We start from the raw sequence: 13,182 nt of genomic DNA, 5'->3' as shown, positions 1-13,182 counted from the left end.
ATAATATCTAATGGTCAAATCCACCAACATTTTTTGCAGATTCTTCATCAGAAACTATTTTTCTAACTTTCTTTTTATCCAGCCATAAAACTAAAGCAGGTAATAACGTAAGGTTGAAAACCAATGCAACGAAAAGTGTAATTGAAAGTAATAAGCCTAAAATAACGGTTCCACCGAAAGTTGATGCCGTAAAAATTCCAAAACCAAAGAATAGTATTAAAGCAATATGTGTCATACTTACACCTGTTTCTGTAATGGTATCGGTAACCACTCTTGGGACAGAGAAGTTTGTTAAATTCAGTTCCTGTTGATATCTCGTTAAGAAATATATCGTTTGGTCTGATGCCAAACCAAAGGCAATTGTGAAAATTAAAATTGTTGATGGTTTTAATGATATTTCAAAGTAACCCATAAGTCCAGCAGTAATAATCAATGGAACTATGTTCGGTAATAGGGAAATAAACATGATGCCCAGGCTTTTAAACTGAGCCAGTCGTAAAAGCGAAATCAATACAATCGCCAAACCAATACTTTCGAACAAATGCCTCAACATATAATCCGTTCCTTTCGAAAAAATTACACTTGAGCCAGTTAACTCAACATCAAATTTATCTGGTGGTAAAATACTGTCTATACGAGGCTTAAGTGCTTTCATTATTGCATCCAAACGTTTCGAACCAACATCAGCCATTTGGAAACTAATTCTCGTGCTTTGGTTATCTTTACTTACAAAATTGGTTAGCAAACTCGCATTTCCTTTTCCGCCGCTTGCTATATAAGCTAGAATGAAGTTTTTCTCCATATTATCTGGCAAGCGGAAAAATGTAGAATCATTGTTGTAAAATGCCTGAGTTGCATACTTCAAGCCCATATTTACTGAGATAGAACGTGAAAATTCAGGATACGAGGAAATCATTTTCTCCATCTTTTCCATTCTTTTCAAATTCGTTAGGTTGAAAACACCATTCTTTTTCTTGGTATCAACACTAACTTCCAGCGGTAAAATTCCTTCAAAATTTTTCTCGAAGAATTTTAAATCCGTTAAAATTGTAGAGCTTTTTGGCAAATCATCAACAACATAACCATTCACATTAATTTTCATCACACCGATAAAAGCAATGATGGAAATTAGAATTGTGCCAATGTAAATTACAGAACTTTTATTTTGAACAAGAATATCTGTTTTAACCAATAATTTGTGTAAAAATCCTTCTTCAACATGGGTTTGTGCTTTCAGTTTTGGTGCAGGTAGATAACTGAAAATAATCGGAATTAAACACAAGCACATCAACCAGGTTATCATCACATTTATAGATGCCACGCTACCGAATTGCATTAATAACTCACTTCCTGTAAAGTACAAAACGCCGAAACCAATTGCTGCGGTGATGTTTGCGATAAGAGTGGTAACCGCAATTCTTTCGATGGTAACACTTAATGCTCTTTGTTTGTCGCCATCTTTTCTTAGTTCATTTTGGTATTTGTTCAATAACAAAATACTATTCGGAATACCTATAATAACAATTAATGGCGGAATTAATCCAGTTAAAATAGTCAATTCAAATCCAAATAATACTAAAGTTCCGATGCTCCAGATTACACCCATTATAACCACTAAAATAGGGAAGAAGACGGCGTAGAATTTTTTAAAGAAAATTAATAAAATTATTGCTGACACTAAGATTGATAGACCTAAGAACAGCACAAACTCATTGCTTACCAACTTACCAACCGCAGTACGGATGTAAGGCAAGCCAGAAATATGAACCTGAATTCTAGTTTTTGCTTCAAAGGCTTTTGCCTTCTCTTCAATTTTCTTTAAAATTGGATTTCGCTCTGCTGTATTTAAAATTTTGGTATCGAAAGTAATCGCCATTAAGGTGGCGTTTTGTTTATTGTAAACTAATCCCTCGAAAAATGGCGTATTAAATAAAGTATTTTTAATCGAATCCATTTCAGCATCACTTTTAACTAAGCCATTTGGAATCGCCTTTAGCACAAATTTTTGCCCAATGGTATCTTTTTCCAGTTGAAAAATTCTTCCTGATGACAAAACTGCTTTTATACCTTTTAACTTTTGGATATCATTACTTAATTGAACCCATTGGTTGTAAATTTCTTTCTTAAAAATTTCTGGGGACTGAATACCAATAACCATAACACTTCCATCTTCACCAAAAGTTTTTTTGAAGTTGTTATATTTTACAAAAGCGCTATCGGTAACAGGTAAAATTTTGCTTCCTGTGTATGAAAGTTTTACATCTTTGGCCTTATAAGCCATAAAGACTGTTCCCATTAAGAAAAATACGATGATTGCGATACGGTTCTGAAGAATAAATCTAGATAGCTTAACCCACATTTGTAGCTTAGTTTTAATGATAATATTAATGGCAAAACTAATGTTATTTGTAAAACACGACTGCTTTTTGCTCAATTAAATTTGCACAAATAACATACTTTTGAGAAAAATGTTTTAATCGCATGTTGCATAAAGTTAGAGGTATTGTTTTAAAAACCACCAATTACAGCGAAAGCAGTGTAATTGTACAGGTGCTTACCGATAAATTTGGCATGCAATCTTACCTGATTAATGGTGTAAAAAAGCCTAAAGCGAAGATTAAAATGAATGTACTCCAATCGCTTCATCTACTGGATATGGTGGTTTATCATAAAGTAAATACTAATATTCAGCGGGTTTCTGAAGTTCGGCAAACGCCAGTTTTTAAAAGTATTCCTTATGATATGATTAAAACTAGTGTCGTTATTTTTTTAAATGAAGTGTTGTATAAAAGTATCCGACAGCAATCTGCAGATGATAGTTTGTTTAATTACATTTATAATTCTATAGCCTGGTTTGATGAAATTGAAGAACTCAACCCAAATTTTCACTTATCATTTTTATTAAAGTTAACTCGTTTTTTAGGTTTTTCCCCTAATGATAAAAGAAGAAAGGATCAAGTTTATTTCGATTTGCAAGAAGGCGAGTTTGTTTCAAAACCACCGATTCATTCAAATTATCTCCAGTTAGAAGATGCCTTGAGCTTCATTGCTTTATTTAATTTACCATTGGATAAAATTTCTGAAATAAAAATGAGCAATGCCCAAAGAAGATTTTTGTTAGATAAGATATTGGTTTTCTATACCTTACATACTGCTTCATTTGGTGAAGTACAATCGCACAAAATTTTGGAAACATTACTTAGCTGAAAAAAAATAAAAAAGATTTGCGAAACAAGATTATACCGCTATATTTGCATTCCCAAAAGGAAAGGGAAATTAGCTCAGCTGGTTCAGAGCACCTCGTTTACACCGAGGGGGTCGGGGGTTCGAACCCCTCATTTCCCACCACTAAGCCTTTTAGTTAAAACTAAGAGGCTTTTTTAATAAAACATTATAATCCTTTAAATAAGGGAAATTAGCTCAGCTGGTTCAGAGCACCTCGTTTACACCGAGGGGGTCGGGGGTTCGAACCCCTCATTTCCCACCACTAAGCCTTTTAGTTAAAACTAAGAGGCTTTTTTTGTTTTAAGGAATTAGTTCAGCTGGTTCATTGCCTCTCGACATTTCGTCTGGAGGATCGTAAAAAAGTTAGACTTCCGGCTAAGGTTTTTCAGGAGTGAAAAATCTTTTTCTACAACGAAATTTGCGTATTTTCAAGTATGTTCTATGCTTATATTTTGTTCTCAAAAATTCGTAATGGGTATTATGTGGGTTCAACTTCTAAATTGGAAGAACGTTTAGAAACTCATAATACAAATCACTCAGGTTTAATTGGGCAAACTTTGATAAGCATAATACTTATTGAAAAATTAATTACCGCGGCTCTTCAATAGCGTCCCTATATTTCAGTCAGGAGAATTGGGAATTCGAACCCATCATTTCCTACTAAAGTCTTTCAGGAAACTGAGAGGCTTTTTTTGATAAATTCCTTTTTTATTCAATTTTATATCCGAAATTGCCAGTAATTAATTTGAGTGAATTCGCTTTCAATAAATGGGTAAAATCATCCGCTTCATATTTTTTGGAAATTATTTTGTAGGGATTTTGGCATTCGCTTTAACATTAGAAGCCACTTTGCAATTACGCTTACCTTTTAACTCTATTAATTATTATCTGTTACTTTTTTTAGCCCCAATTATTTATTATACCTACGCTTATAATAAAGTTTCTACCAATCCATCGGCTATAAACCCGCGTAATAAATGGTATTTTAAACATAAAAAGTTTATCAATTGGAGTCAAGGCTTATTGTTTATTTTATGTATGTTCCTTGCAGCAAATTTGCTCTATCAAAATTTCCATAATATTCTAAATCTTCCTTTAAGCTACTGGGTTGCAATTGTTATCATTATTATAGCTGGAGGATTGTATTATGGGTTACTACCCAAATCCTTTATAAACTTTAACCTTCGGAATACAGGCTGGCTAAAAGCTTTTGTTATTGGTTTTGTGTGGGCCTGCTGTGTAAATGTTTTGCCATTAATTATGCTTAAAATCGAAACGGGAATAGAATATCACGATTCTGTTTTATGGACCTGGCTTTTCATTAAAAACTGGATGTTTTGTACTGTTAACGCTATTATTTTCGATATTAAAGATTACCCTACAGATGCCAATAAAGATTTAAGAACTTTTGTAGTACGTTATGGCTTGAGACGAACAATTTTTAATATTTTGATTCCATTACTAATAATAGGATTGATATCGCTTGGAATATTTGCAAATTATAAAGATTTTATCTGGCCACAGGTTCTATGTAATATAATGCCATTCATCGTAACCATTTACCTGGCTTATTCTATGCATAAAAGAAAAAATATACTATACTATTTAATTGTAATTGATGGACTGATTTTATTTAAAGCCATCTGCGGAATTATAGGTATGCAGTTTATAAAATGAAGTAGAAATACAAAGGCATAATGTTTAAATTTGATATTAAGCACAATCTTAAAATCCATAAATTATACAAATTTTGGCCAATAATTACGATAAAATAGCCAATCAATATGATACGCTTAGCCGCTTGATATACGGAAAAGCACAGGTTAATGCCCAAATTAATCAGTTAAAATATATTCCTGAAAATAGTGTAATACTTATAGTTGGTGGTGGTACGGGCTGGATTTTAGAAGAAATAGCAAAGGTGCAACCTTCAGGGTTAAAGATGGTTTATGTTGAGATTTCTGAAAAAATGATTAAACTTTCTAAAGCTCGTAATTTGCAAGACAACTCCGTAACTTTTGTAAATATCGCTATAGAAGATTTTAATTCTAATTTGAAATTTGATATTATTATTACCCCTTTTTTATTTGATAACTTCAATTCTGCCAGAGTGAAAACTGTTTTTAGAAAATTACATTCATTATTGAAGGAGAACGGATTATGGTTTTTAGTCGATTTTAGTTTGAGTGATAAGAAAGGAAAATTGTGGAAATGGCTAATGTTGAAATCGATGTATGCCTTTTTTAATTTGCTAAATATTGTTGAGGCATCAAAATTAGTTGATATAATGCCTTATTTTTTAGCTAAAGAATATAAAATTTTTGAAGAGCGATTTTATTATAACAGGTTTATCAGGGCTTCCATTTTAAAAAAAAATAATAGGAGCGAACCGTAAATAAATATTAATTAAATAGAATTGCCCCTACAATTGTTGCAATAAACATGGCGGCCATCACAATTCTATCTGCATTGATCCACTGTAATTTAGTTAATGGTGTTACAACTTTTTCTTCGGTCTGAGATTTGGGCCTAACAAGCTTAAAAATTGAGGTGTCTAATTTAATAATCATGGGATAATGTTTTTCAAGGTATTTACCACAAAACAAATCTCAAGCCAAGAAATAATAAACCTGCCTAATTGTTGATAACTTCTGTTTTTCTGTTAATTAATTGATTTTTATTACATTATAATCATTTTCTTATGGTTTATTGCAAGCACAGTTATGAGAAAATTGGTATTATTTTTATGCATTTATTAGAATTATTTCCACAATTTTCTACACTACAATTCCGTTTTTTGATTTTGATTAACTTCATTTAGTTTGCTGTGCTTTTTGCCGTACCAAAAGTAAATAGCCAAACCAATAACCAACCAAACACCAAGCCTTAACCAGGTTTCCCAGGGTAAAAATGCCATCATAATTAAACAAACTAGAATACCCAGAATGGGAATAAGTGGAACAAAGGGAACTCGGAATGGGCGCTTAGCGTCAGGATCTGTTTTCCTAAGGATTAAAATACCTGCACAAACCATTAAGAATGCCAATAAAGTTCCAATACTAGTCATCTCACCAACAACATTCATGGGTACAAATGCAGCAAAAAGACCGATGAAACCACAAAGCATCATGTTTGATTTCCAAGGGGTTTTAAATTTTTGGTGCACATCAGAAAAGATTTTAGGTAGCAACCCATCTTTACTAATCGAATAGAACATTCTGGATTGTGCCATTAAATCAATTAAAATCACTGATGTGTAACCAATTAAAATGGCTAAAATTATTGCCTGACTTAACCAGGCATAAGGTGTTTTTTCTATCGCAATTGCTACAGGCGCACCACTATTCGCAAATTCTTTATAGTTGGCTAAACCTGTCATTACATGCCCAAATAAGCCGAACAAAACGGTGCAAACCAATAGTGAACCTATTATTCCAATTGGTAAATCTCTTGAAGGATTTTTAGTTTCCTGTGCGGATGCAGCCACAGCATCAAAGCCAATAAAAACAAAGAAAACTAAACCTGCGCCACGTAAAACACCACTCCAGCCAAAGTGGCCAAAAGTACCTGTGTTTTCAGGGATATAAGGATGATAATTCGCAGGGTCGATGTATTGCCAGCCAAGGGCGATAAAAACTAAAACAACGCCAACTTTTAAGAATACAATAATACCATTTACAATTGCAGAGCCTTTAGTGCCACGAATTAAAATTGCTGTCATTAAAACCACAACCAAAGCTGCGGGTATATTTACAATTCCATTTACCGTTGTTCCATCTGCAATTTTAGCGGTTTCGAATGGAGATAGTGTGAGTTGCGGTGGCAAATAAATGCCTAAACTGCTTAAAAATCGGGTTAAATATTGCGACCAACTAATGGCAACGGTTGCACAGCCTACTGAATATTCTAGCACTAAATCCCAGCCGATAATCCATGCGAAAAGTTCGCCCATGGTTGCATACGAGTAAGTGTATGCGCTGCCGGCAACTGGAATCATCGATGCAAATTCTGCATAGCACAAAGCTGCAAATCCACAGCCTAAAGCTGCAATAACAAAAGATAAAGTTACCGCTGGTCCTGAATGGTTTGCCGCAGCCAAGCCTGTTATTGAGAATAAACCAGCACCTAAAGTTAAGCCAACGCCAATTAAAATTAAATTAACCGGGCCCAAGGTTCTTTTGAGCGTTCCCTCGCCGCTTTGATTTGCTTCAGCAACAATGCTGGCAATAGATTTTTTCATGAAAAAAAGTTATGACAGTCCAAAATTATCAAAATATATTAAATCTATGGTGTTAATATAGTTTTTTGTCCCCACAGACTTCCTTTTAAAGAATACGGTCGTTTCCGTTTAAACGGAAACCTTAATGCTTTAGTTTTTTTGCCTATTGAAATCAATTTTTTCTCCCATAGATTTAAGGTGATTTATGCAGAAACTTGTGCGAGAATTAGGTGCTTTTTCCTGGTGTCGTCATTTCCGTACAGACGGAAATCTTAATACTTTTATCAATGCAATATCGTGAATTCTTTGCAAAATTTTAACTAGCCTAAACTCGATAAAGGCAAATAGCGCCCGATTTTCTTTTTTCAAATCGTTACTATTGGCGATAGCGGGACTCCAGAAACCGAAGGATTACTGAGCTTTTTTTTCAAAAAATATAGAGTTTTAAGGTATAATTTAATCTCCTAAAAAATTTAATTTAAAATTAAATATCTGATTAACAGAGATTTAAATAATTAACTTATTTTATTTTAGTACTATGTAATACATAGTATTGTATAAAACACATATCTTTGTTTTATGATAGCAGAAAATACGCAAACACAAATGCGGAAGGGAATTCTGGAATATTGTGTTTTATCAATTATCGCAAGAGGAGAAATTTACGCCTCAGATATTATTGCTGAATTGAGGTCGGCAAAACTTTTGGTTGTTGAGGGTACATTATATCCATTATTAACCAGGCTTAAAAACAATGGTTTATTAAGCTACAACTGGGTAGAATCTACCTCAGGCCCGCCCCGTAAATATTATACCATAACAGAAGATGGTAAAGGCATTTTATCTCAATTAGATCAAACCTGGCAGGAGCTGGCTTATGCTGTAGGTATTTCACAAAAAGGAGCCAATTCGTAAAAATTTATAACCGCAAAGAAATGGAAAAGACCATCATCATCAATATAGGCAACACCATAATCCACATCGAGGAGAGTGCCTACGAGCTTTTAAAGGCTTACTTAAATGAAGTAAAACAATATTTTGCCAATCATGCTGACGATTTGGAAATTGTTACCGATATCGAAAACCGTATTGCAGAATTACTTACAGAGCAATTGGAAGAGCAGAAAAAACAGGTTGTTGATACCGCTAATGTAAATTCAGTTATTGGCCAAATGGGTCGTGTTCAGGATTTTGATAACGCTGAAGCTGATACCGAAGAAGAACCTATAATTAACACAACTTATCAAGCTCAACCTGCTGATAAAAAACTATACCGCGATATGGATGAAAGGGTAATCGCTGGTGTTTGTGCAGGTGTAGCACATTATCTTGATTTTGAAGTAAAGTGGATTCGCCTTGCTATGGTTTTAATGGTTTTTCTTGGAGGAACAGGTATTTTAGTTTATGCGCTACTATGGATAATTATGCCTAAAGCAAAATCAAGAATCGAAAAAATGGAGATGAAAGGCGAACCTGCAAATCTTCAGGGTTTCCAAAGAAATCTGGATGAAGAGTTACAAATGGTAAGAGAGCGTTTATCTGAAGCCAATAAACATGCACAACCTGTTTTTTCTCAATTTGGTAATTTTATTGGTGAATTTTTCGAATGGTTGGGTCGTTTTATATCAGGAACGGGGAAAGTGATTTTTAAAATAATTGCAATTTTTATCGTAATCTTTGGCGTACTGTTTTTACTTACATTAATTATTGGTACAGCTGCTTTTCAAGGTTTTTGGGATGCCAGCATTTACGAATATTTTCCATTCTCCATAATTAACGAGGGCAACAGGGGTTTAATTATTCTAAGTGCATTTATCGTTTGCTTTATCCCGATTTTAGCACTTGTATTATTCTCAATCCGTGTGGCTTTTAGTAAACAAGCCATAAATAAAACACTTTCTTTCGCTCTATTAATTATCTGGCTCGCTGGTGTTGCAACTGTGGGTTATCAGGCGGCGAAAATTTCATCAGAATTTAAGCAACATGCCGAGCTTACCCAAACTAACGAGTTGAAAACCTTACCAACATACATCATTGATATTGATAAAAGTAAATATTTCAGCAAGGAAGATAGTATCGCTTACCACATTGATGCCAACCAAAAAAATCAGATTGTAGTTGATGATTTTGAAGACGGACCTTTCGTTTCGCCAAATAACATCCGAATAAACATTAATAAAAGTGAAACAGGCGTAACGCGTTTAACGCAGAAATTCGAATCGCAAGGAAAAACCTTTCAAAGCGCCTTGCAAAATGCTCAAAACATCAGTTATACTTATATTTCAAAAGATGCTTCGCTAATTTTTAATCCTCGTTTTCAGCTAAGGAAAGGTACAATATGGAGAAACCAGGAAGTATGGATAAACCTGGAAATACCAGTGGGCACAAAGTTGATTATTAAACAAGATTCTTACCGTTATGTTAACAATTACGGAACGTGGGACTGTGAGGATAAAGAAAACGACTCGAATGATTATAGTACCTGGATAATGACTGACGATGGTTTGAAATGTATTGCCCAGTTAAAAGAGGAGGCTGTAAAAAAGCAAAAACTTGAAGAAGAACTATATGATTTAAAAACACTGCAGAAAAAGAAAAATGTAGACTCCGTTTATCAGGATTCCGTATCGAACAGAATTAAAGAAGTTAAGGACGAATTAGGTATCAATACTGAAGAAAATAACAACGACTAACAAGTCATCATTTCGACCCAGGTGAAGAAATCTTTTAAAGCTAACAAAGGTTAAAAGATTTCTTAATTCTGCTAAGTAGGGTTAACGCCAAGTTGGAATGACTTAAAGAAAAAAACCATGAAAACATTACTTACGCTAATTGCATGCTTTATGGCATGTGGGGCTTGCTTTGCCCAAAAATATAATAAACTTTCGGGTAAAGTTGTTGATGAAAAAGGCCAGAGTGTACCTTTTGCAATAGTAAGAATTTTAAATTCTCCCGATACTATGGTAGTTAAAAGCGGTTCTACCAATGTAGACGGAGAATTTATTTTAGATAAACTGAAGGATGGTAATTACCAGTTGTTAATCTCAATGATGGGTTATAAAGTAAAGAAAACTGAAATATTTGCGCTAACTGCAGATTTGAAAATGTTAAACATTATTATTGATGGTGATGCTAAACAACTTAAAGATGTTAGTGTTCAAGGCAGGAAGCCATATATTGAACATCAGATGGATAAAACTGTACTAAATGTAGAGAACAGCATTGTTTCAACTGGAAGCACCGCACTTGAAGTTTTAGAAAAAGCACCTGGTGTACAGGTAGATCGCCAGAGCGAGCAGATTAAGTTGAACAACAAATCGGGCGTAACCATTATGATTGATGGAAAAACAAATTTTCTTTCGGGTGCAGATGTAACTACTTTATTAAGCAATATGAGTAGCGACCAGATTGCCACAATCGAGTTGATTACCAATCCATCATCAAAATACGACGCTTCGGGAAATGCCGGAATAATTAATATTAAATTGAAAAGAAATAAGGCTTTCGGAACAAATGGAACGATAACGCTTAATGGTGGACAAGGAATTATGCCCGATTCGCCCAAGGATTTAGCTCGTGCTGGTGTAAACTTAAATTTAAATCACCGAGAAGGTAAATTGAATATTTTTGGAAATGGCGCATTAGCCAGAAAAGCAAGTTTTAACAATACCTTTTTAACCCGCACTACTTTTTCAAATGGTTTAGCGAGTGCTTTTACTCAAGATTTTGATAGGAAAAACAATGGAGTTGGTTTTCAGGGAAAATTTGGCGCAGATTATTATGCAACAGAAAAAACAGTTTTTGGCGTAATGGTTGATGCAAATACCGTGAATACTAAACTTAATAATTTTAGCAATACGTTTATCCGCGAGGTTCAATCGAACATGGCCACTAACAACTCTGTTTTGCAAAATGCTTATTCAAATTCGCCGGCTAATAATTTAACAGCGAATATTAATGTTAAGCACGATTTTGATAAAACAGGTAAAAACATCACTTTCGATGCCGATTATTCAAACTTTAATAATAAAAAGGATGAAGAATTTAATGCTAGGTATTTAAATCAAGGCGGACAACAAACCAATGCTACTTTGCTTAGAAATAATACGGATGCCAACATCGATATTTTTGCTGCAAAAACCGATTTAACTTTGCCAATTAATAAAACGATAAAGTTTGAGGTTGGTTTAAAAAGTAGTTATGTGATTACCCATAACGATTTTCTTTCCACGCAATTTTTATCAGGTGTTTGGCAGAATGATTTGGGCAAATCGAATAACTTTATATACAAGGAAAACATTAATGCTGCTTATGTAAACTTCGGCAAAGAGTGGAAAGTTTGGCAAATTCAGTTGGGTTTACGGGCAGAAAACACACACTCAAACGGCAATTCTGTTACAAGCAATAAAGAAGTTGATAGAAATTACCTTTCGATATTTCCTACCGCATTTGTAAATCAAAAACTCAATGAAAATAATAATATTAAATATTCTTATAGTCGCAGGGTTGATAGGCCAAACTACCAGCAGTTGAATCCTTTTGCTTTCTATATGGATCCGTATGCTGTTGATCAGGGAAATCCATATTTAAAGCCCCAGTTTACAGATAATTATGAAATTGGTTACAGCTATAAAGAGATATCATTTTCTGTTAACTATTCTAATACTAAGGATTTGATAACGCAAATTAGTCAGCAAGATGAAGTAACACGGATTGTGAGTGTAATCAGGCAGAATTTAGGAAGAGCACAAAACTATTCAGCAAACTTATACTTCCCGATAAAAATTGTAAAATGGTGGAGCATGCAGAATAATGCTAGTTTATATTACAACAAATTTAGCGATGGTAACCTCGAAGGTGCTGCATATAGCGCAAGTAAACTGGCATATAACTTCAATACTTCGCAATCTTTCATTTTACCAAAAAACTTCACGATTGAATTAAGTTTTTGGTACGAATCGCCAAAGGTTTATGGTGTTGAACAAACTACAATTCCACAAAATGCGCTAAATGCCGGTATTCAAAAAAGTATGTTGAATAAGAAATTGAAGTTGAGGTTAAGTATGGATGATATTTTTTTAACCAATTATTGGAAAGGAGCATTGGATTATCAGAATGTTAATTTACGTGTAACTAATCGCTACACAAGTAGAAAGGCAAATTTAAGTGTGAGTTACAGTTTCGGTAATCAGAATGTGAAATCGGCTCGATCACGTAATACTGCAACTGATGATATTAAAGGTAGGGCTGGGGGATAGATTAAATTAGCAATAAAATTTCAATATTAAATCAGCTACGGGGATAAACAATGATTAATCACCAACGAACAAAAGACTATCTAAGAACTTAATTATAAAGAAATGAAAAGTATTATCTGCGCCATTTTGCTTTCAGTTATTACCTTAAGCTTTGGCTGTAAAAACAACTATACAAATTTAAGTATCAATATAAAAGATTCTGAAACAGAATTTACCTATGCTGCCAATTATCCAGAAAGTAAAACTGACAAATTGGAAGTGTACATTGCTCACCAATTAAATACGGAATTTAAATTGGATCAAAATATTAATACTTCTATCAATTTATTTAATGGTGAAAAAATTAGTTTGAAAGCAACGAAAGGATTTTTAAAAATCAATTTTGACAAGAAAAATACTTCGATTACTGGCTACATAAAAATGAAAAAACTGGCAGATGGCATTAGTGCAGTTCTATCAGAAAAGTAATTTTCTTATAGG

Annotated in this window: 11 protein-coding genes and 2 tRNA genes; 10 read left to right on the top strand and 3 right to left on the bottom strand. The window is 33.8% G+C overall.

The window, feature by feature from the left end:
• Positions 1 to 7: 7 nt before the first annotated feature.
• Positions 8 to 2,296: an efflux RND transporter permease subunit gene (locus IEV50_RS01190; RefSeq protein WP_229746581.1), complete on the bottom strand. Its 2,289-nt coding sequence runs from the start codon at positions 2,294 to 2,296 to the stop codon at positions 8 to 10.
• Positions 2,297 to 2,481: 185 nt separating this feature from the next.
• Here IEV50_RS01190 and recO point away from each other — a divergent pair, with 185 nt between their 5' ends.
• From recO to IEV50_RS01160, 6 genes are all read left to right on the top strand, one after another.
• Entirely contained in the window at positions 2,482 to 3,207 is a 726-nt protein-coding gene (gene recO / locus IEV50_RS01185; protein WP_188411428.1) for a DNA repair protein RecO, read from the top strand.
• 63 nt (positions 3,208 to 3,270) lie between these two features.
• Positions 3,271 to 3,348, top strand: a tRNA-Val gene (locus tag IEV50_RS01180).
• Between the two features lie 61 nt (positions 3,349 to 3,409).
• Positions 3,410 to 3,487: transfer RNA gene (locus tag IEV50_RS01175), tRNA-Val, on the top strand.
• 172 nt (positions 3,488 to 3,659) lie between these two features.
• A complete protein-coding gene (locus IEV50_RS19865; protein WP_188411427.1) occupies positions 3,660 to 3,833 on the top strand; it encodes a GIY-YIG nuclease family protein in 174 nt (57 codons plus the stop codon).
• A 160-nt stretch (positions 3,834 to 3,993) separates the two neighbouring features.
• Positions 3,994 to 4,902: a UbiA prenyltransferase family protein gene (locus IEV50_RS01165; protein ID WP_188411426.1), complete on the top strand. Its 909-nt coding sequence runs from the start codon at positions 3,994 to 3,996 to the stop codon at positions 4,900 to 4,902.
• A 73-nt stretch (positions 4,903 to 4,975) separates the two neighbouring features.
• Positions 4,976 to 5,620, top strand: coding sequence for a class I SAM-dependent methyltransferase (locus IEV50_RS01160; protein WP_188411425.1), 645 nt, complete (start codon positions 4,976 to 4,978; stop codon positions 5,618 to 5,620).
• Positions 5,621 to 5,627: 7 nt separating this feature from the next.
• On the opposite strand, the gene IEV50_RS01155 is transcribed toward IEV50_RS01160, so the two are convergent.
• Together IEV50_RS01155 and IEV50_RS01150 are read right to left on the bottom strand one after the other, a co-directional pair.
• On the bottom strand, positions 5,628 to 5,795 hold the full coding sequence (locus tag IEV50_RS01155) for a hypothetical protein (protein WP_188411424.1): 168 nt from the start codon (positions 5,793 to 5,795) through the stop codon (positions 5,628 to 5,630).
• A 212-nt stretch (positions 5,796 to 6,007) separates the two neighbouring features.
• A complete protein-coding gene (locus IEV50_RS01150; RefSeq protein ID WP_188411423.1) occupies positions 6,008 to 7,465 on the bottom strand; it encodes an amino acid permease in 1,458 nt (485 codons plus the stop codon).
• A 558-nt stretch (positions 7,466 to 8,023) separates the two neighbouring features.
• Between IEV50_RS01150 and IEV50_RS01145 the strand changes: the two genes are divergently transcribed.
• The 4 genes from IEV50_RS01145 to IEV50_RS01130 all read left to right on the top strand — a co-directional run bounded on the left by IEV50_RS01145 (position 8,024) and on the right by IEV50_RS01130 (position 13,170).
• Positions 8,024 to 8,359: a PadR family transcriptional regulator gene (locus IEV50_RS01145; protein WP_188411422.1), complete on the top strand. Its 336-nt coding sequence runs from the start codon at positions 8,024 to 8,026 to the stop codon at positions 8,357 to 8,359.
• A 20-nt stretch (positions 8,360 to 8,379) separates the two neighbouring features.
• Positions 8,380 to 10,137 carry a PspC domain-containing protein gene (locus IEV50_RS01140; protein WP_188411421.1) on the top strand — a complete coding sequence of 586 codons (1,758 nt, stop codon included), beginning with the start codon at positions 8,380 to 8,382 and terminating at the stop codon, positions 10,135 to 10,137.
• A 117-nt stretch (positions 10,138 to 10,254) separates the two neighbouring features.
• Positions 10,255 to 12,702, top strand: a complete 2,448-nt coding sequence (locus IEV50_RS01135; protein WP_188411420.1) for an outer membrane beta-barrel family protein — start codon at positions 10,255 to 10,257, stop codon at positions 12,700 to 12,702.
• 102 nt (positions 12,703 to 12,804) lie between these two features.
• The gene (locus tag IEV50_RS01130) at positions 12,805 to 13,170 is read left to right on the top strand and encodes a hypothetical protein (protein WP_188411419.1); all 366 of its coding nucleotides are present in this window, start codon (positions 12,805 to 12,807) and stop codon (positions 13,168 to 13,170) included.
• Positions 13,171 to 13,182: the final 12 nt, after the last annotated feature.

This window comes from Pedobacter mendelii (assembly GCF_014635725.1).
GTDB lineage: Bacteria > Bacteroidota > Bacteroidia > Sphingobacteriales > Sphingobacteriaceae > Pedobacter > Pedobacter mendelii.
The sequence above is the reverse complement of the archived record's forward strand: the minus strand, read 5'-3'. Positions and strand labels throughout refer to the sequence as shown.